A 26,123-nucleotide genomic window follows, 5' to 3' on the forward strand; every position below is an offset into this window, starting at 1 on the left:
ATCTAAGTGCGAAACTGGCCCCAAGATGAGTCATCTACGAAAGGGTTGTGCGAGACGAGCACGTGGATAGGCGGCAGGTGTAGGGGCAGAGATGTCTAGAGCTGAGCCGTACTAATGAGCCCGGGAGCGTGAGCTGGTTCTTACGAAGAGTGAATGAGTAGTAGCAAGGAGTTATAGGTTTATCACCAGGTCTTTCTCTGTGGGGCCTAAGACGAAAGGATATAGGTTGACTGGCGTTGTGCTGGTCATAGAAGAGACATCCAGGTTGGTGCTGGTAAGGCGGGTGGACACCTCTACCATTCCGAACAGAGCCGTTAAGCCCCGTACTGCCGATGGTACTGCTGTCACAAGTGGGAGAGTAGGAAGGTGCCACCTGATGTATTGCAAGCCAGAGCTCGTCCTCATAAGGGACGAGCTCTTTGCGTTTCAGGAGGCTTCAAAGCAAAACAGAAGGGCTGACTTACAAGCCAGCCCCTATCAATAAAGCAGATAATCTAGTTAGACAGCTTCGAATTCTGCGCGCTCAAGAGCTTGAAAATTGGGTAAAGTTATCTTTGCCAATAATTGCTCTTCCAATAAGTTAGCCCATTCGTTCATATACACTACTACGTCATCACGAACGTTGTGCTTCAAAAAGCGCTTTTCCAACGGAAACCGCACGAGAACCTGCCGGTCATCAAGCTTTTCAAGGTGCTTAATATCCTCAAGCATCAAGCCAGCATTGAGCATCTCGTTGATGACAATATCGATTGACATTTGACTGGTTGAGCAGTAATCGTCGACTTGCTCGTTCCAATCGCCGTAACGCTGCATGGCATATTGGTGAATTTGGTCTTTGCTCAGTTTTGTCAGTTCCTGCGCCAGGTTACCGCAGTTGCAACCTCCCATATGTCCCCACTGGTAAGGGGCACCATTTTTGAGGTTACGGGCAGTTCGTCGTAAGGCGTCGATAAGCTCGGGAGTGGGTCTTGCCATAGCTGTAGTTAATTTCGAGTTACTTATAAACAACTATTACTTGACTTGAACAGCATGTTTAGCTGTTTTGTTCGATGGATAATGGATTGTGAAATCTAACGTACTAACTCCATCAAATCTTTATCATTGACTTCTTTACGAATATCAGCCATATCCAGGAAACGTGTGTAAATACCGTCGAGGGTAGGTTTATCGTAGCGAAATCCGAGCAGTTCTAACCGGTGCTTCAACGCATGACGACCACTACGAGCCGTTAATACAATCAATGATTTATCAACGCCCACATCTTGTGGATTCATGATCTCGTAATTCTCCGAATGCTTTAGAAAACCATCCTGATGGATACCTGACGAGTGAGCAAACGCATTTCGGCCGACAATCGCTTTGTTGGCCTGAACGGGCATATGCATCATTTCAGCCACTAAATTGCTCACCGGAAAAAGACGGGTTGAATCAACGTTTGTAAAGAATCCAAGCTCTTTCCGCACTTTCAGTGCCATTACTACTTCTTCAAGCGAGGTGTTACCCGCCCGTTCGCCAATGCCGTTCATGGTAACTTCTACCTGACGAGCCCCATTCATAACGCCTGCCAGGGTATTGGCAGTCGCTAACCCTAGGTCGTTATGGCAATGAATGGAGATGGTAGCCTGATGAACATTCGATACATGCTCGTAGATGTAAGCGATCTTCTTGCCGTATTCGTCGGGGAGGCAATAGCCCGTTGTGTCAGGAATATTGACAACGGTGGCACCAGCATTAATGACCGCTTCGGTAAGCTGAGAGAGAAATGCTAGATCAGCTCGTCCAGCGTCTTCGGCGTAAAATTCGACATCTTCCACATAGGTTTTGGCGTGTTTAACCGCTGCAACCGCCTGCTCCAGAATTTTTTCCCGAGTACTGCCAAACTTATTACGGATGTGTATATCTGATGAACCAATACCGGTATGAATTCGACCCTTTTTTGCCCATTTCAGGGCTTCACCAGCGGCATCTATATCGCCTTTGACAGCTCGGCTCAAAGCACAGACTGTGGGTTCAGATACAGCTTTGGATATTTCAACAACTGATCGGAAATCACCGGGACTTGAAATGGGAAAGCCTGCTTCAATAATATCAACGCCCAATCGCTCCAGTTCTTTGGCCACTATGATCTTCTCTTCAGTAGTCAACTGGCAACCCGGAACTTGTTCGCCGTCTCGTAGAGTGGTGTCAAATATAAATACTCGTTGGCTCATGGGATTGATTGATATAGAGGTAACTAATTAATGCGAAAAAAAAGCCCTATCGCGAGAGAGGGCTTATATTAAAATATAAAGTCTCCATCTCTCAAAATGAGCTAAGCAGTCGCTGTAAATGGTTAAGGAGATATAGGCTCATATACTACTCTGCGAAATTTCGCTGAATGCGTAAATACGCTACAAAAGTATATGTTTTGAAAAAATATGCAAGCAAACACCTAATTTTTTGATTGGTATTAAACTTAGGCTTAAGCTCTTAGTTGAGACAATAATTGATTACCCATCGCTTCAGTTCCCAGAACCTTGTCTGAAGGCGTAGTTAAATTAGCAATATCACGAGTGCGGTAGCCCGCCTTTAATACATTATCAACCGCTTTAACAACCGATTCTGCTTCCGCCTTTAAACCAAATGAAATGTCGAGCATCAAGGCAACTGATAATACCGAAGCCAAAGGATTAGCGACACCCTTGCCCGTAATGTCATGTGCTGAACCGTGAATAGGTTCATATACACCGGTGTTATCGCCAACTGAAGCCGACGCCAGCATACCCATCGAACCGGCTATCTGACTAGCTTCGTCAGTGAGTATGTCCCCGAAAAGATTACCCGTAACCACCACGTCGAAACGTTTTGGGTCTTTAATCAGCAACATGGCAGCGGCATCAATAAACTGATGTTCGACTGTAACGTCGGGGTACTCAGGTGCAATTGCCTGAACCACTTCACGCCATAAGCGGCTACTTTCCAGAACATTCGCTTTATCGACCGAACACAGTCTCTTGCTACGAGTCCGTGCCGCTTCGAATGCCTTACGGGTGATACGTTCTACCTCGTATTTGCTGTAAATCATAGTATCGTAGGCCGTATTACCTTCATCAAGTCGTTCCCGTTTGCCAAAATATACGTCACCCGTCAATTCACGGAAAAACAGAATATCGGCTCCGCGCAGAATCTCTGGTTTAATACTTGACGCATCAAGCAACTCGTCGAATAGCTTGATTGGGCGTAAATTGGCGTATAACCCCAACTCCTTACGCATTTTCAGCAATCCCTGTTCGGGCCGGACTTTTGCCGAAGGATCATTGTCGTATTTGGGATGGCCTACTGCTCCGAACAGAACGGCGTCGGCAGCGCGCATTTTGGTTAACGTTTCGTCGGGAAGGGGAGAGCCTGTGGCCTCAATGGCAACGTGGCCAATGAGTGCTTCGTCGTATGTGAATTCGTGCCCAAATTTTTGAGCAATAATTTCCAGAACCTGCTTGCCTACGGTGGTTACTTCGGCCCCAATACCATCGCCGGGGACAACAAGAATGTGTTTTTTTGCCATTTTAATCGAGTGTATTCAGCATTTTTTGGGTTGCCTTGATCGCCGAAACGGTCTGGTCGGAATCGAGGCCCCGGGTTTTAAATTCACGGTTTTTGTACTTCCAGGTAATGATTGTCTCGCAAAGAGCATCAGTACGTCCTCCAGTTGGAATACGTACCGCATAGTCTGTTAACTCGGGCAACGTGAGCTTCATTCTGGCGTATATTTTTTTCAACGCGTTCATGAACGCATCGTACTGCCCATCTCCCTGTGCATTCTCCTCAAACTGCTCTTCCACAATACGCATCCGCAGGGTTGCGGATGGTTTGAGGTCTTTAGAATGCGTCAAGACATAGTTGAGTATCTCGACTCGTGAGGCAATGGCATTCGTGTTCAGTACGTCGGAAATGACGTAGGGCAAATCTTCGCGCGTGACGACCTCCTTCTGATCACCCAGCTCGATAACTCGTTGCGTTACTTTTTTGAGGTCGGCTTCGGAGAGTTGAATCCCCAGTTCGCGAAGATTATTCTCAATGTTTGATTTTCCTGAGGTTTTTCCTAAGGCGTAGCTCCGTTTCCGACCAAAGCGTTCGGGGAGAAGCGTGTTGAAATACAGGTTGTTTTTTTTGTCGCCATCGGCGTGGATACCAGCTGTTTGGGTAAATACATTATCGCCCACAACGGGTTTGTTGTCAGGAATTCGAAGCCCCGAAAACGTCTCGACAATCTTGCTAACCTGGTAAAGTGATTTCTCAACCACACCCAGTTTGACTTCCGGCATGAAGTCGCGCAATACAGCGATAGCACTAGCCATTGGGGCATTGCCTGCCCGTTCACCCAGCCCGTTCACGGTCAGATGAATGCCGTGGGCCCCCGCCCTAATCGCTTCCATGACGTTGGCTATACTCAGGTCGTAATCATTATGGGCATGGAAGTCGAAGTGCAGTGTCGGATACCGGGTTACTAGCTGTTGGACGAACTGATATGATTCCGATGGGATCAATACGCCCAGCGTATCCGGCAAAAGTACCCGTTTGACAGGCTGTGTTTGGAGGAAGTCAAGATAATGAAATACGTAGTCAGGCGAATTGCGCATGCCATTGCTCCAGTCCTCAAGATAGACATTCGCCTGTATGCCTTGCTTCTGGCCTTCATCAATGACCTGCTGGATCTCCGAAAAGTGTTCCTGGGGCGTTTTCCTTAACTGGTGGGTTAGGTGGTTAAGCGAACCCTTCGTAAGCAGGTTCATGACTTTTGCACCCGATGTCTGCATCCAATCCAGGGAAGCCTGACCATCTACAAATGTCAGTACCTCAACCTTATCCAATAAGCCAACTTTGGCTGCCCATTGGGTGATTTGCTGAACGGCTTCTAACTCACCCGCCGATACCCGAGCCGAGGCCACCTCCACCCGATCTACTTTAACTTCTGTAAGTAATAGTTGGGCTAAGGCTAATTTTTCTGACGCTGAAAACGACACTCCGCTGGTCTGTTCGCCATCACGAAGCGTCGTATCCATGATTTCAATGTATCGACGTTTCATAATTTAAAGAGTGAATGAATGAAAGAGTGAAAGAGCGAAAGAGGATGTGGCAGTCCACTCTTTCATACATTCACTCTTTCACTCTTTAAAATGGTCGCGTTTCAGCGAAGGCGGCAATTTCGTTTTTCATCGACAGGAGGTAGTCGATGTCGTCGTAGCCGTTGGTGAGGTTATGCTTTTTATAACCGTTAATGTCAAACGTTTCGCTTTCACCCGTAGCCAAAAGAGTGATCGTCTGCTCGGGCAAGTTTACTTCCAGCTCAGTATCAGGGTCGGCTTCAATGGCTGCGAAGATCTTCGCCAGAAACTCCGGGCTAACCTGTACGGGCAGAATGCCGACGTTTATTGAGTTGTTCCGGAAAATGTCGGCGAAGAAGCTCGATACCACACAGCGAAAGCCATAATCGTAAATTGCCCAGGCTGCGTGTTCGCGGCTTGAACCACTCCCGAAATTCTTGCCGCCAACCAGAATCTTACGGGTCGCCCCCGAATACGTAGGATTATTCAGCACAAAGTCAGCCTTGGGCGTGTCATCGCTGTTGTAACGCCAGTCGCGAAACAAATTGTCGCCGAATCCCTTGCGCTCGGTGGCTTTCAGGAAGCGGGCGGGAATAATTTGGTCTGTATCTACGTTCTCGATTGGCATCGGAACGGCACTGCTACGGAGTATAGTGAATTTATCGTAAGCCATGTTTTGAGGTCGATCATTGTCGGTCATAGTCGCTCGCTTTCCTGCCATTAGCTATATACTTAAGTAGCATAAAGGGCTACCCGATGCAGCAAAGCGATTGGCTAGATAACGGTGGTTAGATTAATTGACGTGGGTCTGTTACTACACCCGTTACTGCAGCGGCAGCCGCAACTAATGGGCTGGCCAGCAACGTGCGCGCACCGGGTCCCTGACGACCCTCGAAATTGCGGTTTGACGTCGAAACGGCGTATTTTCCGGCTGGAATCTTGTCTTCATTCATAGCCAGACAAGCAGAACAGCCCGGCTGACGTAATTCGAATCCAGCCTGTTTCAGAATATCCAAAATACCTTCGTCGTGAATCTGCTTTTCAACAATGTGCGACCCTGGTACTAACCAGGCCGTTACGTGATCAGCTTTCTGACGACCCTTCACGATTGAAGCAAAAGCCCGGAAATCTTCAATACGGCCATTGGTGCAGCTACCAAGAAATACAAAATCAACTGGCTTGCCAATCATTGATTCATTTTCGGCAAAGCCCATGTACTGCAATGATTTTTTGTAGCTGGCAACACCATCCTTGACCGCTTCAGCTAACGGAATTTGGCGCGTTACACCCGTGCCCATACCAGGATTTGTGCCGTATGTAATCTGCGGCTCAATGTCAGCTGCGTCAAACGTCAGGTCAACGTCGAAGGTAGCGCCTTCGTCGGTTTTGAGTGTTTGCCAGTAAGGAACCAGTTTATCCCATTGTTCGCCTTTGGGCGATAATTCACGGCCCTTCAGATAGCTGAAGGTTTGCTGATCCGGAGCAATCATGCCACCTCGTGCGCCCATTTCAATACTCATGTTGCAGACCGTCATCCGGCCTTCCATGCTCATGTTCTCGAAAACATCACCAGCATATTCGACAAAGTAGCCGGTGGCTCCGCTGGCCGAAATCTGCGAAATAATGTACAAGATAACGTCTTTGGGCAGCACAGCTTTGCCTAAAGTGCCGTTAACGCTGATGCGCATTTTTTTAGGCTTAGGCTGCATAATGCACTGAGATGCCAGCACCATTTCGACTTCTGACGTGCCAATACCGAAGGCAATTGCACCGAAGGCACCGTGAGTGGATGTGTGCGAGTCGCCACAAACAATGGTCATACCGGGCAGGGTGATGCCGTTTTCAGGTCCTATTACGTGTACAATACCGTTTTTCTCATGACCTAAACCCCAGTATGAAATACCGTGATTGGTCGCATTACGCTCCAGCGCTGCTAACTGGTTCGCTGACAATGGGTCAGCGACGGGTAAGTGTTGGTTGATGGTAGGGGTATTGTGGTCGGCTGTTGCGAAGGTACGCTCCGAAAAAAATACAGACGCGCCCCGGCCTTCAAGGCCCAAAAAGGCTACCGGACTTGTTACTTCATGAATAAAGTGCCGGTCTATAAAAAGCACATCAGGTCCATCTTCAATCTGCCGGACGACGTGCGCATCCCATACTTTATCGAACAGGGTTGTTGGGGTACTCATAGCTGTAGAGGATATTATTTCTGGTATGGTTCTCTGGTATCGCTATGGCAGAGAAACTTAAATGCAAAATTGCTTGGTCTTTCTGAATCGCTCATCACGGCATTCGTCCAGTAAATAGCGATTTTAGCTCAGTTGATATGTTTGGGTGTAAAACCGTATTGTTGCTTGTAAGCCTTTATAAAGTGTGATACGCTTTCGTAGCCGATTTCCAGGCTAACTTCTGATACGTTTTTATCGGTATTACGGAGTAAAAAATGAGCATGCTCAAGACGCTTGTGCCGAATCCATTGTCCCGGTGACGTACGGAAATGCTCCTCAAAATCACGTTTGAAAGCAGAGAGGCTCCGGCCAGAAAGCCGCGATAACTCGTTCATCGACAGCGGTTTCAATAGGTAAGTGTGCATGAGGTAATCGAGGTCCGGCTTCTGGCCTTGATAAATATGCAGCAAAATGGCTCTTAGCTGCCCCGATGTATCAAGTTCCAGCAAATGCAATAGCAATTCCTGAAACTTCAGGTGTAGTAATTCATTCAAAAAAGGTGTCTTGGCTCCAAAATAAGGCAGCAATGAATCAATGAACGTAGCAAACGTAGGTGACGAAGCCAGTGAAAGAATCGAGTCGGCCGGGAGCGGGGCGGGTACAGATTGAAACAGGGTTAAGTGTTGACCGACAAATTCTTTCAGCAGTTTTTCATTGACGAAGAATACCAGACTCCGGTAACTGGAATCTATGGATTCATTCATGGAGTAGCAACCCCGCTGGAAAAACAGAATCTGACCTTTGCGGACATGTAACTCCTGCGTTGGCGAGCTGAACTTTTTCTCTCCTTCCAGGACAACAATAACAGCGTGTTCTTCGAAAAAAACCTCATTACGTTCAGGGTAAACATCACTGCGGTATGCCACAAACGTCATCTCCGACGCGTCGGGTCGCCGAATGCTTAAGGACTGGAACTGATCCGCTTGTATGGATGAAGGAACGCGTAGCATGGATACAGATGCAAAAACTCACTATAAGCATTCTAATGTGTTCCTGACTGTTAGATTCGTTTATAAAGAAGATCAGATTAGGCTTTTCTAAATTTACTATACTTAAGGAGCAGAAATGACGGTTGCTCCAGTAGGCAAAGGTTGGCTTAGTGTTTCTTGCATTGCGGGAATCAGAGGTTCCAGAAAAGGCAGTGCATTCCCAGATGCGTTCAGTACCAATACGGCTATCGGATACTTCGCAAAGTTTTGCTGATATCGCATATTCTTGTCAAACGTAATCAGTACATCAAAGCTCTCAGCCAGCATCAATTTCAACAGCTCGCCGTTTTTCTTGCTTTGCCAACCCATATCCCGCACTGTATATGCTTCATGGTCCGTCAAATGCTGTTTTAGAAGTTTGGGTAAGTTTTCGTCAATCAGCAATTTCATAAATCAGAGAGAGCAATTTGTCAGAGCTAAACGCTTTCGCTGCCATATCTAACACTGCTACAGCTTGTTCACGAGTTACTGAAGGGAATTCTTCTAAAAAGGTATCCAATGAAATGCCACTTTCTAAATGCCAAAACAAAGATTCAACGGGTACCCGTGTCCCTGTAAAAACGGGCGTGCCAAATTGAATATCCGGGTCAATTGTGATTGGGCTTTTCATAAGGCAACTTGTTTATACCAAAAACTGGAATAGATCGGGCTGATTATTCAGGTACTCAAAGGCAATATTTTGCTCCTGCATGCGCTGAATGAGGGGCTCGAAGTCTTCGCGATGCTTTAGCTCAATACCTACCACCGCGGGGCCGGTTTCTCGGTTTGTTTTCTTGACATACTCAAAGCGGCTAATGTCGTCATTAGGGCCTAGCACATTTAGAAAATCCCGGAAAGCACCGGCTCGTTGTGGAAAGCGAATGATAAAGTAATGCTTGAGACCCTCGTATAATAAAGAGCGCTCTTTGATTTCTTCCGTTCGGGTAATATCATTATTGCCGCCACCGACTAAACACACGACATTCTTGCCACGGATTTCATCTTTCAGGAAATCGAGGGCTGCAATGGTCAATGCACCGGCTGGTTCGGCAACGATGGCTTCCTCATTGTAGAGTTGAAGGATTGTCGTGCACACTTTTCCCTCGGGGACCAAGATAATTCGGTCGAGGTATTTGCGGCAGACTTCAAACGTTGTTTCACCAACGCGTTTGACGGCCGCCCCATCAACAAACTTATCAATCTCGGTAAGCGTCACTACATGTCCTTCATCTATGGCTACTTTCATGGACGGTGAACCCAGCGGTTCTACGCCAATAAGCTTGGTCTTAGGGCTCAGTTGCTTAAAAACCGTCGATACACCCGACGCTAGTCCACCTCCGCCAATGGCCATCAGTAAGTAGTCAATCTTGAAGTTAGAGTCCTTAAAAATTTCCAGCCCAACTGTGCCTTGTCCTTCCATAACCTGGATATCGTCAAAAGGGTGCACAAAGGTGCTGTCATGAGTATTTACATAGTCAACGGCTGCGTAATACGCGTCGTCATAAGTGTCGCCCGTCAAGACTACCTCTACGAATTCTTTTCCAAAAAGTTTTACCTGCTTTACCTTCTGATTTGGGGTAGTGGTAGGCATGAAAATACGGCCATGCACACCCATTTTCCGACAGGCGTAGGCTAAGCCTTGCGCGTGGTTGCCTGCACTGGCACAAACTACGCCTTTTGCCAACGCTTCGGCCGGTAGGCTGGCCATTTTATTGTAGGCTCCTCTAATCTTGTAAGACCGTACGACTTGCAGGTCTTCCCGTTTCAGGAAGATGTTAGCTCCATAACGGTCCGATAGGTTGATATTTTCCTGTAAAGGGGTATGCGTAGCTATGCCCCTGAGCCGGTCGGCCGCGAGGTAGATATTATCAAGGTCAGGAAAGGCGATTAGCTTGTCGACGTCGGTTCCAGTGCTCATTAGTTGCTTATTCCGTATTCTACAAAAATACGAAAACTTCGTCAGCCCTTTTTTGTCGCTATAACTAAGCCGGTAGACCAGGCCAACTTTGTCAGTATTAAATCGTCTCTCGAGTCTAGCTGGGCTATCAAGCGATCCGCTTTTGCCTGATGGCCTTCCGGCCAATTGGGTTGCGGAAGCATGTCGTCGATCACATAGATACCATTAGGCTTAAGTATCGACAAGGCTTTATTAAGCTGTAGGTACTTTCCGGCCCAAGTGTCGGCGAAAATGAAGTCAAACGATTCCGTATTGGCGTTAAGCCATTCTTCACCGTCCTGGCAAATCAATTGTAGTCGGTTGTCCACGCCGAGAAATTTCTCAGCAATAGCCTGACAAGCCAGGTCATTATCCACCGAAATAAGCGTTGACTGTTCATCCATGCCGTCGAGGAGCCAGGCTGTTGATAAGCCCGTTCCGGTGCCTAGCTCCAAGAACTTGCCGCCTGGCTTTAACCTTGCTAACGTTCGGAGTAGTGAGGCTGCCTGCACATCCACACTCATGGAAAAGCCTAAGTCAGCCGAAGCTGATGCAATTTCTTTGTGAGAGCCAACAACCTCGGCGACGTGATCGAACATGAATCTATGTAAAACTGTGTTGTCGGGACAAGGCTGCCCCGACAACATAATAGAGAAGGATTAACTACGTTCTGGACGCAGACTACGAACAGCAGTGCCTGCCTGCCACATTTCTGACTCGCGCAGTTCGGCTAATTCGCCTTCAAGTTTCTCGCGGTAATCAGGTTGTGAGTTGCGCGTGATTGAGATGTTGGCCTGTTCCCCCGCTTTCACTGAGTTGTACAGTTTTTCAAAAACAGGTTTGGTGGCGTCGCGGAAGGGCTTCCACCAGTCGAGGGCGCCACGTTGAGCCGTAGTAGAGCAGTTAGCGTACATCCAATCCATACCGTTCTCGGCTACCAGCGGCATAAGCGATTGTGTCAACTCTTCAACCGTTTCGTTGAAAGCCTCAGAAGGGCTGTGGCCATTGGCACGTAGCACTTCGTATTGAGCCGCGAAAATGCCTTGAATGGCACCCATTAATGTGCCACGCTCACCGGTCAGGTCAGAGGTTACTTCTTTATAGAAATCAGTTTCGAATAGGTAGCCTGAACCAACGCCAATGCCCATAGCGATACACTTTTCGCGGGCGTGGCCCGATGCATCCTGATAAATGGCAAAGCTGGAGTTCAAGCCTTTGCCTTCCACAAATAACCGGCGTAATGAGGTGCCAGAACCTTTGGGAGCTACTAAGAACACATCAACATCGGCAGGAGGAACGATGCCGGTTTGATCTTTGTAGGTTACGCCGAAGCCATGCGAGAAGTAAAGCGATTTACCAGGCTTAAGCGCGGCTTTTACGGTTGGCCAAAGCTCAATCTGGGCAGCGTCGGAGAGTAAGAAACAGATGATGGTGCCGCGCTCGAGAGCTTCTTCAATCTCGAAGAGTGTTTCGCCGGGTACCCAGCCGTCGGCAACCGCTTTATCGTAGGTTTTACCTTTGCGTTGACCGACAATGACATTGAAGCCATTATCACGCATGTTGAGCGATTGACCGGGACCTTGTACGCCATAGCCAATAACGGCAATAACTTCACTAGCCAGCACCTCACGGGCTTTCTCTAGCGGGAATTCTTCCCGGGTAACAACTTGTTCTTCAACTCCTCCGAAATTAATCGTTGCCATATTTAATTGATTTTTGTACTCGTATTTTCAGGTTAATTAGTTACAGGTAATAAGCCCATTCAGCCTCGGGTAGGTACTCGACCAACCCTTTTTCGGTTTTGCCAACCGCTACACGTCCTGACCGCACAAACTCCAGAATCTCATACTGCTTGAGGTAAGCGAAAAAGTCAAAAATCTCGGTGTCGTTACCTGTTTTTTCGATGACGACATAATCCAGTCCCCAATACACAACCCAGGCTTTATACTGCTTGTTGATTGTCTCTACATCGAGCGACTTACCGCCCAAGGGGGTTGAGATTTTGAACAGGGCGATTTCGTTATAGACAATCTCATCGTTGAGATAGCCGAACACCGCCAATACCTCGACGATCTTGCGAATTTGCCGTACTAGCTTCTCTACCTCCTCACGTGACTCATGCTTAATCACAATCGTGAAGCGCGAAATACCTTTCCGTTCGGTTTCTGATACCGTGAGGCTTTCAATATTGATGCGACGGCGCGTGAAAATGATCGTAATGCGGTTAAGCAGCCCGATCGTGTTTTCGGTGAATATGCAGATGGTGTAGGTCGTCATGGCCCCCAACCCGTAATGGGTGTTTTATTTCAGTCGAATTTGTGATACGCTGGCTCCGGCTGGTACCATCGGGAATACATTCTCTTCTTTCTCTACAATGACTTCCAGCAGGTAGGGGCCATCGTGTGCCAGCATCTTGTCGAGCGAGGCTGAGAGATCGCACCGTTCGTTACAGGTATGACCATCCATGCCGAATCCTTTAGCAATCGTAATGAAGTCAGGGTTTTGCAACTCAACAAAAGAGTACCGGCGTTCGTGGAACAACTGTTGCCATTGACGTACCATTCCTAAAAAGTTATTATTCAAGATGATGGCTTTGACGGGTTGCTTATTCTGTACAATGGTGCCCAGTTCCTGCAACGTCATCTGAAAGCAGCCGTCACCGATGATGGCTACGATCTGACGATCTGGCGCACCAACCTGAGCTCCAAACGCAGCCGGTAAAGCAAAGCCCATTGTGCCCATACCACCCGAAGTAACCAGGCTGTTTGGTCGGCGGAATTGATAGTACCGGGAAGCCATCATCTGATGCTGTCCTACATCGGTGACAAGTACGGCTTCACCATTCGTCTTTTTTGAAAGCATATCAATGACCTCTGCCATACGGATTTTTCCATCGATGCTGGTTAACTCTGGAACTGTGATGGCTTCATTCTCAATGGCGTCGTATTTGCGGAACTCGTTACGCCAAATCGTATGGTCATTTGCATTAACAAGTGGTAGAAGAGCTTTCAAGGCTTCTTTAGCATCACCAACAACCGGAGCGTTGGCCCGAATAATTTTATCAATCTCAGACGGATCAATCTCTATGTGAACAACCTTGGCCTGCTTAATGTATTTGCTGGCATCGCCGGTTACACGGTCGTCGAAGCGCATGCCAATGGCAATGATCACATCAGCTTCATCGGTCATTACGTTAGGGCCATAGTTACCGTGCATGCCCAGCCAGCCAACGTAAAGCGGATGGTTCGTAGGGATAGTCGACTGGCCTAAAAGGGTTGTAGCGACTGGAATTCCCGTTTTTTCGATGAATGCTTTTAATTCATCTTCGGCCTTCGCAATTTGAACACCATGACCGACGAGCAGATAAGGCCGTTTAGCGCTGTTGATTAACTTGGCAGCCGCTTCAATCTGGTCTTGTTTGGGTATGCGACGAGGGCGATAGCTAACGATTGATTGACACCGCTCATACACAAACGGCTTCGTCATCAATTCCAGTTGAGCGCTCTTGGTAATATCAATCAACACTGGTCCTGGGCGGCCCGATTGAGCAATATAAAACGCTTTCGATAAGACGTCAGGCACTTCGTCGGCGCTGGTGATCTGATAGTTCCACTTGGTAATTGGCATGGTAACGCCCATTACGTCGGCTTCCTGAAAAGCATCAGTCCCCAGGAGTTTCTTGGCTACCTGGCCCACAATGCAGACCATAGGGGTAGAATCAATCAACGCATCAGCGATTCCTGTGACGAGGTTTGTCGCCCCCGGTCCCGACGTAACTAAACAAACACCGGCTCTACCAGTAACCCGAGCGTACCCTTCAGCGGCATGGGCGGCACCTTGTTCATGACGTACCAGAATGTGGTTCAGTTCGTCCTGAAAGTCATACAAGGCGTCATAAACGGGCATGATTGCTCCGCCGGGATAGCCAAAAATAGTGTCAACACCTTCGGCTACCAGGGCTCTCATCAGTGCCTGGGAGCCATTGATATAAGTAGGAGCTGAAGCCGTCTCCTGAGCTTGCGGCATAACGCTGGCTATTGCTTCCATGACGCTGGTTTTTTACGTTCGTTTAGTTTGTTGTTCTATTGCAATGCTTAATCTTCGTCGGTTACGCAACCTTCGCTCGCTGACTTTACGCTACGTATGTATTTGCCTAATACGCCCTTTGTAAAACGCGGAGCTGGTTGAACCCAACGACTGCGACGATCGGCTAGTTCTTCGTCGGTAATGTGTAATGTCAACTGTCGGCCGATCGCATCAATCGTGATTCTGTCGCCATTTTGTACTAAAGCAATCGGCCCACCTTCATAGGCTTCAGGGGTAACGTGTCCCACTACGAATCCGTGCGTACCACCCGAAAAACGGCCGTCTGTTATCAACGCCACTTTGTCGCCCAATCCTGCTCCGATTATAGCAGAGGTTGGCTTCAGCATCTCGCTCATGCCCGGTCCACCTTTCGGACCTGCATTTCTGATAACGATCACCTGACCAGGTATAATCTCTCCTTTTTGTAAGGCATCAATAACTTCGCCTTCGTGCTCGCACACTTTAGCCGTTCCTTCAAACCGTTCGCCTTCTTTGCCGGTAATTTTGGCTACTGACCCAGTAGGGGCAAGGTTACCCCGTAGAACCTGGATATGACCCGTAGCCTTGATTGGCTGCGATAGAGGAAACACAATTTTCTGACTGTCAAAATCAAGGTCAGGCGCTTCGGCCAGATTTTCGGCAACTGTTTTGCCTGTAACAGTCATGCAATCGCCATGAATCATGCCTTGTTGGTACAAGTACTTAGTAACAGCCGGAACACCACCAATTGCCAGCAGATCTTCCATGTAGTACTTGCCACTTGGCTTAAGATCCGCTAACAAAGGTACTCGGTCGCTAATGGCTTGAATCTCATCAAGAGTTAGGGGAATGTCTACGGCTCGGGCAATGGCCAAATAGTGCAATACCGCATTGGTTGAACCACCGAGAGCCATCACCACCGTAAAGGCGTTCTCAAGCGATTTGCGGTTGATAATATCCCGAGGAGTAATATTACGCTCCAACAAAATCCGCATAGCGGCTCCAATTTTTTTGCACTCTTCCTGCTTGCCTTCGTGCGTGGCCGGGTAGCTACTACTAAACGGCAAGCTTAAGCCCATTGCTTCGATGCTGCTAGCCATAGTATTGGCTGTATACATACCACCACAGGCACCAGCCCCAGGAATGGCGTTCTGGACAACGCCTTTGAAATCTTCGTCAGAAATGTTGTTGGCGTATTTTTTTCCCAGGGCTTCAAAAGCAGAAACAATGTCTAACTTTTGTCCTTTGTAGTGTCCTGAACGAATTGTGCCGCCGTACACCATAATACCGGGTCGGTCGAGTCGTGCCATAGCCATGACAGCCCCAGGCATGTTTTTATCGCATCCTACAACGGTTACTACACCATCGTACCATTGAGCTGAAACGACTGACTCAATAGAATCGGCAATAAGATCACGGCTAGGTAATGAATAGCGCATGCCATCATTCCCGTTTGTCATACCGTCGGAAACACCGATGGTATTAAATATTAACCCAACTAACCCATTCGCTTGTATTCCCTGCTTTACATAAACCGATAGGCCGTTTAAATGCATATTACAGGTGTTGCCTTCATACCCTGTACTGGCGATTCCTATTTGAGGCTTTTGCATGTCCTCTTCAGTTAAACCAATACCATAAAGCATTGCCTGGGCTGCCGGATTGCTAACTTCCTGAGTTAACGTGCGGCTAAAACGATTTAAGTCAGTTGTAGGGTCTTCAGCTACCATTCTCTACCGTTAGCGAAATTTCGCTGTAAGTGTAATAACGCCGTAAAGGAAAATCATCTCGTCCAAAAAGGCAAGAAAAGTTTAATTAATTATCAGATAAAAAGTATAGCCTTTACTTTTGAACTATGACAACAGAAAACGCATCTCACTACGATCATTTAGAGCAAATGTCGGTGCACGATTTGCTCGTTAATATTAACCAAGAAGATCATACTGTTCCTTTTGCCGTAGAAAAGGCTATTCCTCAGATTGAAGCACTGGTGAACGAAATTGTTAAGCGGATGAAGTTGGGAGGCCGTTTAATATATATAGGAGCTGGTACAAGCGGTCGACTAGGTGTGGTAGATGCATCAGAGTGCCCTCCTACTTATGGTGTTCCTTTTGACCTAGTTATTGGCTTAATGGCAGGGGGCGACGGGGCTATTCGTAAAGCTGTTGAGTTCGCCGAAGATGATGCCGAGCAAGCCTGGAAAGACATTGCGCCATATGAACCTAATGCTAATGATACAGTAATCGGAATTGCAGCCTCTGGTCGGACACCTTACGTAATCGGTGGCTTACAGCAGGCTCGTGCGGCTGGATTACTAACGGGATGCATTGTTTGTAATGCAGGTTCGGCGGTTGCGCGGGCGGCTGAGTTTCCGATCGAGGTTGTTGTTGGGCCAGAGTTTGTTACAGGCAGTACGCGCATGAAGGCTGGAACCGCTCAAAAGCTTGTGCTGAACATGATTTCTACGTCAGTTATGATTCAGCTGGGCCGGGTAAAAGGTAATAAAATGGTTGACATGCAGCTGACTAATATCAAATTGCAGGATCGGGCCGCTAAAATGGTCATGAGCGAAATCGGAGTCAGCCGACAAGAGGCCGAAGCGCTGTTAGAAAAGTATGGTAATGTACGAGGAGCGATTGAAAATTATAATCAAACGAACTAACAGGTAACGGTTTTACAAAACGTTGAACCCATTAACGGGCCTACCAGACAGCAAACTAATCTGTGTTGTTAACAGCGCTCAAAAATCAGTTAACTGGTTAAAAACAGATTCATAATGTAGGATGGATCGCTATCAGAATAGCTGAACTTCAAGTAAAAGCAACTTATTTTGCAGAGACTTTATTAGGCCTAGTCGGTCTAAGATTGTACCTGTAGTGAGTTTATGAAGAACAGTTTTTCTATTTCTGTGGCCATGTGCACGTACAACGGTGAACGTTACGTACTTGAACAACTGGCCAGTATTGCCAAGCAAGATCGGTTACCAGATGAGTTAATCATAGTCGATGATGGATCACGCGACACCACCGTGAGCATTGTTCGAGAATTTGCGGTATCCGTTCCGTTTCCGGTTAAGCTATACGAGAATGAGAAAAATTTAGGTTCCACCAAGAGTTTTGAACGGGCGGCAACTGCCTGCACGGGCGATATAATCGCTTTTGCTGACCAGGACGACGCCTGGCGCGAAGACCGATTGTCGAAGACAGAGGAGTATTTACTTAATAATCCTCAGATGGATGCCGTTTTCTCGGATGCCGAAATAATTGACGATGATTCCATGCCGCGAGGTCGACGCATCTGGGAGGAAGTACAATTTACGCCTGAAGCCCAGGCGCGATGGAAACAGGGAGAAGCTTACCAGATGCTGTATTTCAGTTATGTCGTAACCGGGGCAACACTAGCCATTCGGCGATCGGTTTTACCGACGATTACTCCGTTCCCTACTCACGTACCGGTTTTAATTCATGATGCCTGGATCGCTCTTGTTCTAGCGCTTAAGGATAAAATCGGATTTATAGACGAATGCCTGATTTTTTACCGTCAGCATACGCACCAGCAGGTTGGTTTTAAACCCGCGCGGCCGAAAGTAACGCTGCGTGATCGATTTACTCGTGGCCGAGAAGGCAAGATGGTTTATGTACGTAAGCAAGCTGATCGCTACCGCCAGCTGTATACACTTCTTAGCAGCCGTACTGATATTGATAAAAGTAGGATTGTGCTCCTGAAACGAATGAAGGACCATCTGGCTCAACGAACAGAGCTTCCAACAGGGCGAGTATTTAGAGTTGTGCCTGTGCTACGCGAGTTTGGACGAGGTAATTATCAGCTGTTCGGTGGCCATTGGTGGAAGACCATAATGGGCGATTTGCTGGAAGCTTAGTTACACACGTATTCGTAAGAAACAGCGGTTTACCCTGCCATTAATGAAACCCGTAGCTGTCATTATACCGATTTATAAAGCTAGTATGAGCGCTCACGAGCTGATCTCGTTTCAGCAGTGTTTAAAAGCGTTAAGGAGCCATCCTATTTTCTTGGTTAAGCCGCACAGCCTCAACCTTAATTCGCTTCTTGCTACGCACTCTCAGTTGCAGGTCGAGTCGTTTGATGACCTGTATTTCCAGAGTATTAGCGGCTACAACAAACTTTTATGCTCCGAGCTCTTCTATGAACGGTTCCTGGCTTACGAATATATACTGATCTCTCAGCTGGATGTGTTCATCTTCCGCGATGACTTACTGGACTGGTGCCAACGCGGATATGATTACGTGGGCGCTCCCCAATTTTCTAATATTCGCGCTCCAGATCGCATGGAACCCAAGACGTTGCGTGAAAAGGTCTCATTACCTTTTCAGAAGCCCCTGTTAAATGGCGGAATGTCTTTACGTCGGGTTAAGGGTTGCCTGCGTCTGTTGAGAATTTACCATACTTTCTTCGGGACGTGGCATGGTAATGAGGATAGCTTTTTTTCATTACACTATCCACGCTTTTCACCGTTTCGCCCGTTAATGCATTTGCCCTCACCCCACGAAGCGCTGAAGTTTGCTGTTGAGATGCAGCCTCGGTTGAGCCTTCAGCTAAACGGCAATAAATTACCAATGGGTTGCCATGCCTGGGATGTGTATGACCTTGACTTCTGGCGTCCTATCTTTAAGGAATACGGCTATACTGTTTAAGCGAGTACTTAGCTTGACGGATAAAGACTCCGCATGGTAGTCCGGCCGGTAGGTTGAAGCTGTCCACATTTAGACAAGATCTGCGCTGTTTCGGCTAAGCCACGTATAAGCGAATAACAGCCTACGGTTGGTACTGACTTAGCAGGCATCAGCGGCTGTTTATCCTTGCCAATTGCCAGATGCCACCCTATGTGCTGCGAATCGGGGAAGTGCTCAAACGTGTAATCGTGAATGCGTTTAAACCACTTTGGGCAATCTGGGTGATGGGTGTAAAAATATCCTTTTATTAAAGTAGTTACCGCTTCTACGTGCACCCAGGCCCATTTCTGTTGCCAGTCGGCATAAATAGCGGGCTGGTTTTTCATGTCGACAAACTGATTCAGACCGTCTGTTGCTTCGTCCCAGGCCTGTTCGCAAAGACGCAGGCACCAGGAAATAGCCTGCATAGCGAGCTTGCGATTACCGCTCTCGGCGCATAGATCTAATAAATACCCAGCTGTTTGAAACGTCAGGCCAACGTTGAGCCGACGCCCTTCGGGGGTATTGATGAAACTGCCTTCGGACAAAATATATTCACGTAGTGTATCAGTACGCCGGTCTAAAAACTCGCGTAGAATAACGTGAAGAATAGCCTCTATCGTTTCTTTCCAAGTTTCTTCGGGCAGTAACGATTGAATTTCCAGTGCTGCTTTGAGTAGCGTGGTTGGTTCTCTCAAATGCTGGAGCTTGCGGAGGGTGTCAATTTCCTGGCTTTCTACCAAACGCGTGCTTTCCCATTGATGCCATAAGTTTGAGAACGTTTGTTTGGCCAGCATCGCCCATTCATCTTCGCCAGTCGCCCGGTGAAGATGGGCGTATGCCATTACTAAGAAACTATCGGGAATTGTATCTAACGCTTTAGCAACCCGTCGCCCTCGACGATCGAGTTGAGCATAGCAGCTGTGTGTTTCGTCGAAAACGTACTGGCTTAAGAACGTAGCACCGTGTTGGGCGTGATTCAACCAGGTGGCTTGCCCATCTAATGTATTGTAGAGCCAGGCGAAGGCGTATACTTGCTGAGCCTGCAAGGCCACAAACTTGTCGCCATCAATGGCCTGTCCTGTCGCTGACAGCAAATCGAAGTAGCCTCCGCATTGATTATCTCGGCCGTTTTTAAGCCAAAACGGTACGACTTGACGTAGCAGTGCTTGCTGGTAATCGGCAGAAAGTTTTAGAAAATCGAGCACGTACTAACAGTTGAAATACAAAGTACGAATTACGATTTTTTAGTCTTATAAATCATAATTCGTACTTTGTATTTCATAAATCAATATACCCGTTCTACTTCCCGTTGCTCCTTACGCTGGGCTGAATCTTCTTCAGGAAGAATAAACTTCATGGGTTTGCCAACCTGACCAGGTAGCAAAGCGATCTCCAGCACCTGATCAACCGTGTCAACGTAATGGAAGGTTAAATCTTTAATGTACGTCTGGTTGATCTCCTCAATATCCTTGCGGTTTTTCGAGCAGAGGATAATCTCTTTAATGCCCGCCCGGTTAGCTGCCAATATTTTCTCCTTTATACCACCTACGGGTAACACTTTACCGCGTAATGTCACCTCGCCAGTCATAGCCAGATATGGACGAACCTTACGCTGCGTATAAATAGACGTCATCGACGTCAACATCGTAATACCTGCCGAAGGGCCATCTTTGGGAACAGCACCAGCTGGAATGTGGATATGAAGGTCGTAATGGTTGAAGATTCGGTAGTCGATGCCTAGCGTATCGGCATGTGCTTTTAAGTAAGAAAGCGCTGTAATCGCCGATTCTTTCATGACGTCGCCAAGCTGCCCCGATAGCGTCAACACTCCCTTGCCCCGGCTTAAGCTCGATTCAATGAGCAAGATTTCGCCACCGACCTGCGTCCAGGCCAGACCCGTAACAACGCCAGCGATGTCATCGTCGGCATATAACTCTTTGTCGAAGATCTCGGCTCCCAGCATCTTTGGAATATCAGCAGCTTTAACAATGTGGTTGTATTCCTCCTCCATAGCAATGGATTTGGCTACTTTCCGTACTAAAGCGCCTATTTTTTGTTCGAGGTTACGAACCCCTGATTCGCGCGTATACCCTTCAATAATGCGCAGAACGGCTCTATCCTCAATGGTCAGATCTTTGGGCTTAAGGCCGTGATCTTTGCGCTGTTTTGGTATGAGGTACTTCTTAGCGATCTGTACTTTCTCCTCAACGGTATACCCCGCAATATCGATAATTTCCATCCGGTCGCGGAGGGCCGGGTGAATAGTATCTAACGAGTTTGCTGTAGCGATAAACAGCACCCGCGAAAGGTCGAACTCAGTTTCCAGATAATTATCCATGAATGTAGAGTTCTGCTCTGGGTCTAACACCTCAAGCAAAGCCGACGATGGATCGCCCCGGAAATCAGAGCTTACCTTGTCAATCTCGTCGAGGATAAACACAGGGTTCGCCGTACCGCACTTACGAATGTTTTGAATAATTTTGCCCGGCATGGCGCCAATGTACGTTTTGCGATGTCCACGAATTTCAGCTTCGTCGTGAACCCCGCCCAGCGCCATACGGCTGTATTTACGCCCTAACGCTTTCGCTACAGACTTACCTAACGATGTTTTACCAACACCTGGAGGGCCATAGAGACAAAGAATAGGCGCTTTCATGTCGTTCTTTAACTTCAGAACGGCCAGGTATTCAATGATTCTTTCCTTTACTTTTTCAAGGCCAAAATGGTCCGTGTCCAGAATTTTTTGCGCCCGTTTCAGGTCAAAATTATCCTTGGTATACTCGTTCCAGGGAAGATCGACCATCAACTCAACGTAATTCATGGTTACCGGATACTCCGGTGCCATGGGGTTAATACGTTGCAACTTATTAAGCTCTTTATCAAAATGACCACGAACTTCAGTAGACCATTTTTTACCATCGGCTTTTACTCGTAACTCATCTATTTCACGATCTGGGTTATCCATACCCAGCTCATCCTGAAGGACTTTCATCTGTTGACGTAGATAATAGTCACGTTGCTGCTGATCGAGATCCGACGAGGCTTTCGACTGAATTTCGCGTTTTAACTCAAGCAACTGCACTTCGCGCAGCATGTATTCAAGCAAGAGATTGGCTTGCTGACCTCCATCAAGAGTTTCTAAAAGCCGTTGCTTATCAGCGACTTCGGCATTAATGTTTGATGATAGAAAGTGGAGCAGAAATGTTGGGCTTTCTATATTATCAAGGGCAATACGAGCCTCTTGCGGAATCTCAGGGTTAAGCCGAAGGATCTTATAAGCAGCGTCTTTCAGGGACTGAAGAAGCGCTTTACCCTCTTTCTTGTTTACGTTCGGAAATACGTCGTCGATCTGGCGCACCTGAGCCGTCATATACGGGTCTTCCTGCGTAATCTGCGTAATCTCAAAACGCTTTTTACCCTGTATAATGATGGTAATGTTGCCATCAGGCAACGTAATCATCTTTATAATGTAGGCTACCGTTCCAAAACGGTAAAGGTCGTCAACGGTCGGTTCGTCTTTCTGCTGATTTAATTGCGCAGTTACTCCAATGATACGGTTTCCTTTGTAGGCTTTCTTGACCAGCCGAATTGATTTCGACCGCCCAACTGTAACAGGGATGACCATACCTGGAAACAGCACAGTATTGCGAACCGGCAAAATTGGAAGGTTGGCCGGTAGTTCATAATCATCGTCTAGGCCTTCTGGCGATCCAAGCGGCACAATCTCCAGATTGTCCGAGTCAAAATCGGCTAGCAGCAAACGGGTAGCTAATTCTTTATTTGAAATCATAAGTACACTGCCAGTCTGGCAGCATTCAATAAGTATTAGGTGTCTGAAACTCGTAGAAAGGCAAGGAGGTGAACTAGTCGCAAGGGGCGTGCCAGCTCTCTTACTATGACGAGATGGCGGCTAATTCGTTACTAACACAAATTAACTAAACTAGACAATTAGTATGTCAATAAATTTATTATTCAGAATGAAACATCCTGAATGGGCTGATTTTTACGAAAAACAAACGTCTTTTTCTGACCTTGATACGTAATATTGACCATATTGACCTGGTCATCGAACATTTCCATCAACACTACTTGCTTCAGCAAACCGCCCCGGAACGGCTCAGTGTAGGGCATTTCTAAGTATAGCCAATTAGCATCTGCTTCTATTTCATGCCCCACATAGTTAATAGGTTTAGCTTGTTTTTGTGGGTTTACGTAAGCAAAGCGTGGACGGATGTATTTTTCTATTAAGGAGTCGTTCTTATCGTTTACGGCTAACTGTACTTTGGTATTAGAGTCTTCAGATAGCGCCTTCTCAAAGTCATCTGTAAAGACCCGAACACTAATCTCAAAAACCCGTTCCTTGGCATTGTATTGCATTTGTGTAACGCTGGCATGAAAGTCATGAAGCGTTAGTGGCCGACTGCCCAATAGGCAACCGGCCATACATAAAATCAGGATAAAAGGCGATCTACGTGTTTTCAAGGCTTAAAAAACGGCTTTGAATACATCGTTGAAGATTGCAAAGGCCATCAGGCTAAGCAGAATAACCATACCAACGCGCTGAGCTGCTTCGAGAAAGCGGTCAGAAGGTTTGCGGCCGGAGATAATTTCATAGCTTAGAATTGTAGCATGGCCACCATCGAGAGCCGGAATGGGTAATGCGTTCATGAAAGCTAGCGCCATTGACAACAGACCCGTAACGGCCCAGAAACGGTTCCAGTCCCAGATGCCACCGAATAAATTCTGGGCAATGCCGATTGGGCCACTTAATGCTTTAGAAGCTGACACTTCGCCCCGGAAAATCTTGCCAAATCCTTTGATGTTATCAAATACTACCTGAAACGCCCGCTCAGTGCCAACCGAAAGAGCTTCGCCAAATGTGTATTCTTCTTTAGTAAGCGGAAGAAGCGGCTCCACGCCAATTCCTATCAGACCTTCCGGGGTAACGCCCGATTTTAGTGTGAGAGGCTGGCCGTTACGTTGAACCGACAGGGTAACCATCTTACCTGGGTTTGCTTTAATAACTTGTTGGAACTGATGATAAAACTGCGTCGGTTGACCATTGACAGCCGTGATAAAATCGCCTTCCTTGAGACCTGCTTTTGAGGCTGGCATACCACTAGCAATGGTACCCACCTTGAAAGGCTGAATAGGCTCGATAAACTGCAACGCTTTTTTCTTGTCAACTAGTTTATCAACAAAGTCGTCGGGAATATCAATGTCAATGAGTTGGCCGTTACGTTCAACAGTGTACGAACTGTTCGTTCCAAGAAAGACATTTGACACGTCGAGAGCCTCCTCAAAATTGTTTATAGGTTTACCATTTACTTTAACAATCTTGTCGCCGGTTTGTAAGCCAATGCTTTTAGCCAGGTCGTAGGCTACAATACCATACTTAGCATCTTTAGCTGCCAGATATGTATGGCCATTTTTGTAAGACAGAACCACAAAAATGAGAATGCCAACAATAACATTGACTATAATGCCACCCAGCATTACAATCAGTCGCTGCCAGGCTGGCTTGGCCCGGAACTCATAAGGTTGTGGTTCAGTATGTGTATGAGAGGTATCGAGCGACTCATCAATCATTCCGGAGATTTTAACAAAGCCTCCCAGTGGAATGGCGCCAACACCGTATTCGGTTTCACCTCGCTTGATACTCCAGACTTTAGGCGGAAAGCCAATGAAGTATTGTTCTACCCGCATGCCGAAGGCTTTTGCCGCCAGCAGGTGGCCTAATTCGTGTAAGCCTACTAAAATGGACAAGCCCAGAAGGAGCTGCCCTGCCATAACTAAAACTTCCATGTATTCAGACTAAGATAATACGGGTTTGATACGTGCACAAATCTCCCTGGACTATTTAGAACGGCGTCCCAGCGCACGAAGTAGAATAACGCCAAGCACGATACCAATAATAAACCAAATCCAATATTCCATTGGAGGGAAAACGTTGAGGGTGATAAATACTGTACAAACAAAACACTTAAACTAAACTTTTAATTCGCTCTGTAGCTAATCGGCGGGCCTCTGCATCTGTGCTGACATAGTCATCATAAACAGGGCTTTGAACAAATGTTGCCTTCCCTAAACAGGACTCAATGATATCGGATATTTCCAGGAAGCCAATCCGATCGTGCAGGAAGGCATCAACGGCTACTTCATTAGCGGCATTGATGATACAAGGCGCATTACCACCGCGGCCGAGTGCATCAAATGCTAACTGTAAGTTACGAAACGTTTCTAAATCCGGCTGCTCAAATGTGAGCAACGGATAATCTATGAAGTTGAACCGTGGGAAATCGGACTTTAAGCGGTTAGGATAACCTAGCGCAAACTGAATTGGCAGTCGCATATCAGGTAGCCCCATCTGTGCTTTTAAGCTCCCATCTTCGAACTGCACCAGTGAATGAATGATGCTTTGTGGGTGAACCACTACGTCGATCTGATTCGAACGAAGGCCAAAAAGCCACTTGGCCTCAATGACCTCCAGCCCCTTGTTCATAAGCGTAGCCGAGTCGATTGTGATCTTGGCACCCATTGTCCAGTTCGGGTGCTTCAACGCCTGTGCCTTGGTAACGGTTGCCAGAAAATCTCTTGATTTACCCCGAAACGGCCCCCCGGAGGCAGTCAAAATAATCTTTTCAATCGGATTATGAAATTCGCCGACCAGGCACTGGAAAATAGCCGAATGTTCTGAGTCTACGGGGTAAATGTTAACGCCTTTCTGCGCGGCTAACTGCGTAATGAGCTCGCCTGCTACCACCAACGTTTCTTTGTTAGCTAAGGCGATGGCCTTACCAGCCTCAATCGCTTTTATGGTGGGTAGCAAACCCGCATAGCCAACCATCGCCGTAAGCACAATGTCCACGGCATCCATCTGCACCACTGATGCAATGGCTTTTATGCCTGCATACACCTTTATGCCGAGCGGGTCCAGCGCGGAGAACACTCGGTTGTAATAGTCTTCATTGCAGATGACAACCACGTTCGGCTTTAGCTCGGTAGCTTGTTGAATGAGTAATTCAGCGTTATTATTGGTCGTCAGCACTTCCACCCGAAACTGGTCAGGGTGGGCTTTTATCACCTCAACAGCCTGAGTCCCGATGGAACCCGTTGAGCCGAGTATGGCGACGTGGCGTTTTTGATTCATA

Annotated in this window: 23 protein-coding genes and 2 rRNA genes; 5 read left to right on the forward strand and 20 right to left on the reverse strand. The window is 47.2% G+C overall.

Annotated features, from left to right (window positions below; all coding sequences use genetic code 11):
* Both ACFSUS_RS17645 and rrf read left to right on the forward strand, forming a co-directional pair.
* A 23S ribosomal RNA gene (locus ACFSUS_RS17645) occupies positions 1–136 on the forward strand; the annotation flags it as partial.
* 128 nt (positions 137–264) lie between these two features.
* Positions 265–375 (forward strand): 5S ribosomal RNA (gene rrf / locus ACFSUS_RS17650).
* A 123-nt stretch (positions 376–498) separates the two neighbouring features.
* On the opposite strand, the gene ACFSUS_RS17655 is transcribed toward rrf, so the two are convergent.
* From ACFSUS_RS17655 to ilvD, 15 genes are all read right to left on the reverse strand, one after another.
* Positions 499–975, reverse strand: coding sequence for a hypothetical protein (locus ACFSUS_RS17655; protein WP_381524888.1), 477 nt, complete (start codon positions 973–975; stop codon positions 499–501).
* Between the two features lie 95 nt (positions 976–1,070).
* Positions 1,071–2,210 (reverse strand): 2-isopropylmalate synthase, encoded by a 1,140-nt coding sequence (locus ACFSUS_RS17660; RefSeq protein ID WP_381524890.1) that lies wholly within the window; start codon positions 2,208–2,210, stop codon positions 1,071–1,073.
* 251 nt (positions 2,211–2,461) lie between these two features.
* Positions 2,462–3,541: a 3-isopropylmalate dehydrogenase gene (gene leuB / locus ACFSUS_RS17665; protein WP_381524892.1), complete on the reverse strand. Its 1,080-nt coding sequence runs from the start codon at positions 3,539–3,541 to the stop codon at positions 2,462–2,464.
* 1 nt (position 3,542) lies between these two features.
* Complete coding sequence (locus ACFSUS_RS17670) at positions 3,543–5,063, reverse strand: alpha-isopropylmalate synthase regulatory domain-containing protein (protein ID WP_381524894.1); 1,521 nt, start codon at positions 5,061–5,063, stop codon at positions 3,543–3,545.
* 85 nt (positions 5,064–5,148) lie between these two features.
* Complete coding sequence (gene leuD, locus ACFSUS_RS17675; RefSeq protein WP_381525223.1) at positions 5,149–5,754, reverse strand: 3-isopropylmalate dehydratase small subunit; 606 nt, start codon at positions 5,752–5,754, stop codon at positions 5,149–5,151.
* Between the two features lie 115 nt (positions 5,755–5,869).
* Entirely contained in the window at positions 5,870–7,270 is a 1,401-nt protein-coding gene (gene leuC / locus ACFSUS_RS17680) for a 3-isopropylmalate dehydratase large subunit (RefSeq protein WP_381524897.1), read from the reverse strand.
* Between the two features lie 128 nt (positions 7,271–7,398).
* Positions 7,399–8,259 carry a helix-turn-helix transcriptional regulator gene (locus ACFSUS_RS17685; RefSeq protein WP_381524899.1) on the reverse strand — a complete coding sequence of 287 codons (861 nt, stop codon included), beginning with the start codon at positions 8,257–8,259 and terminating at the stop codon, positions 7,399–7,401.
* Positions 8,260–8,361: 102 nt separating this feature from the next.
* A complete protein-coding gene (locus ACFSUS_RS17690; protein WP_381524901.1) occupies positions 8,362–8,688 on the reverse strand; it encodes a DUF5615 family PIN-like protein in 327 nt (108 codons plus the stop codon).
* Positions 8,672–8,908 carry a DUF433 domain-containing protein gene (locus ACFSUS_RS17695; protein ID WP_381524904.1) on the reverse strand — a complete coding sequence of 79 codons (237 nt, stop codon included), beginning with the start codon at positions 8,906–8,908 and terminating at the stop codon, positions 8,672–8,674. Before ACFSUS_RS17695 ends, ACFSUS_RS17690 begins: the two co-directional genes overlap by 17 nt.
* Before the next feature lie 12 nt (positions 8,909–8,920).
* Positions 8,921–10,195 carry a threonine ammonia-lyase IlvA gene (ilvA, locus tag ACFSUS_RS17700; RefSeq protein WP_381524907.1) on the reverse strand — a complete coding sequence of 425 codons (1,275 nt, stop codon included), beginning with the start codon at positions 10,193–10,195 and terminating at the stop codon, positions 8,921–8,923.
* Between the two features lie 41 nt (positions 10,196–10,236).
* The gene (locus ACFSUS_RS17705) at positions 10,237–10,812 is read right to left on the reverse strand and encodes an O-methyltransferase (RefSeq protein WP_381524910.1); all 576 of its coding nucleotides are present in this window, start codon (positions 10,810–10,812) and stop codon (positions 10,237–10,239) included.
* A gap of 60 nt (positions 10,813–10,872) precedes the next feature.
* On the reverse strand, positions 10,873–11,916 hold the full coding sequence (gene ilvC / locus ACFSUS_RS17710; RefSeq protein ID WP_381524912.1) for a ketol-acid reductoisomerase: 1,044 nt from the start codon (positions 11,914–11,916) through the stop codon (positions 10,873–10,875).
* A gap of 40 nt (positions 11,917–11,956) precedes the next feature.
* Complete coding sequence (gene ilvN, locus ACFSUS_RS17715) at positions 11,957–12,490, reverse strand: acetolactate synthase small subunit (protein ID WP_381524914.1); 534 nt, start codon at positions 12,488–12,490, stop codon at positions 11,957–11,959.
* A gap of 24 nt (positions 12,491–12,514) precedes the next feature.
* Entirely contained in the window at positions 12,515–14,260 is a 1,746-nt protein-coding gene (ilvB, locus tag ACFSUS_RS17720; RefSeq protein ID WP_381524917.1) for a biosynthetic-type acetolactate synthase large subunit, read from the reverse strand.
* A gap of 47 nt (positions 14,261–14,307) precedes the next feature.
* Complete coding sequence (ilvD, locus tag ACFSUS_RS17725) at positions 14,308–16,008, reverse strand: dihydroxy-acid dehydratase (RefSeq protein ID WP_381524920.1); 1,701 nt, start codon at positions 16,006–16,008, stop codon at positions 14,308–14,310.
* 125 nt (positions 16,009–16,133) lie between these two features.
* On the opposite strand from ilvD, the gene murQ reads away from it, so the two are divergent.
* The 3 genes from murQ (at position 16,134) to ACFSUS_RS17740 (ending at position 18,951) form a co-directional block, all read left to right on the forward strand.
* Entirely contained in the window at positions 16,134–16,940 is an 807-nt protein-coding gene (gene murQ / locus ACFSUS_RS17730; RefSeq protein ID WP_381524923.1) for an N-acetylmuramic acid 6-phosphate etherase, read from the forward strand.
* 222 nt (positions 16,941–17,162) lie between these two features.
* Complete coding sequence (locus ACFSUS_RS17735) at positions 17,163–18,158, forward strand: glycosyltransferase family 2 protein (RefSeq protein ID WP_381524925.1); 996 nt, start codon at positions 17,163–17,165, stop codon at positions 18,156–18,158.
* 43 nt (positions 18,159–18,201) lie between these two features.
* Positions 18,202–18,951: a DUF5672 family protein gene (locus ACFSUS_RS17740; RefSeq protein WP_381524928.1), complete on the forward strand. Its 750-nt coding sequence runs from the start codon at positions 18,202–18,204 to the stop codon at positions 18,949–18,951.
* 8 nt (positions 18,952–18,959) lie between these two features.
* Here the strand turns inward: ACFSUS_RS17740 and ACFSUS_RS17745 are convergent, their stop codons facing one another.
* From ACFSUS_RS17745 to ACFSUS_RS17765, 5 genes are all read right to left on the reverse strand, one after another.
* Positions 18,960–20,177 carry an AGE family epimerase/isomerase gene (locus tag ACFSUS_RS17745; RefSeq protein WP_381524931.1) on the reverse strand — a complete coding sequence of 406 codons (1,218 nt, stop codon included), beginning with the start codon at positions 20,175–20,177 and terminating at the stop codon, positions 18,960–18,962.
* Between the two features lie 80 nt (positions 20,178–20,257).
* Positions 20,258–22,762, reverse strand: coding sequence for an endopeptidase La (gene lon, locus ACFSUS_RS17750; RefSeq protein ID WP_381524934.1), 2,505 nt, complete (start codon positions 22,760–22,762; stop codon positions 20,258–20,260).
* Positions 22,763–22,944: 182 nt separating this feature from the next.
* Positions 22,945–23,454 (reverse strand): DUF6702 family protein, encoded by a 510-nt coding sequence (locus tag ACFSUS_RS17755; RefSeq protein WP_381524936.1) that lies wholly within the window; start codon positions 23,452–23,454, stop codon positions 22,945–22,947.
* 3 nt (positions 23,455–23,457) lie between these two features.
* Positions 23,458–24,777: an RIP metalloprotease RseP gene (rseP, locus tag ACFSUS_RS17760; RefSeq protein WP_381524938.1), complete on the reverse strand. Its 1,320-nt coding sequence runs from the start codon at positions 24,775–24,777 to the stop codon at positions 23,458–23,460.
* A 178-nt stretch (positions 24,778–24,955) separates the two neighbouring features.
* Entirely contained in the window at positions 24,956–26,122 is a 1,167-nt protein-coding gene (locus ACFSUS_RS17765; RefSeq protein ID WP_381524939.1) for a 1-deoxy-D-xylulose-5-phosphate reductoisomerase, read from the reverse strand.
* Position 26,123: the final 1 nt, after the last annotated feature.

This window comes from Spirosoma soli, assembly GCF_042684525.1.
GTDB classification, from domain to species: domain Bacteria; phylum Bacteroidota; class Bacteroidia; order Cytophagales; family Spirosomataceae; genus Spirosoma; species Spirosoma soli.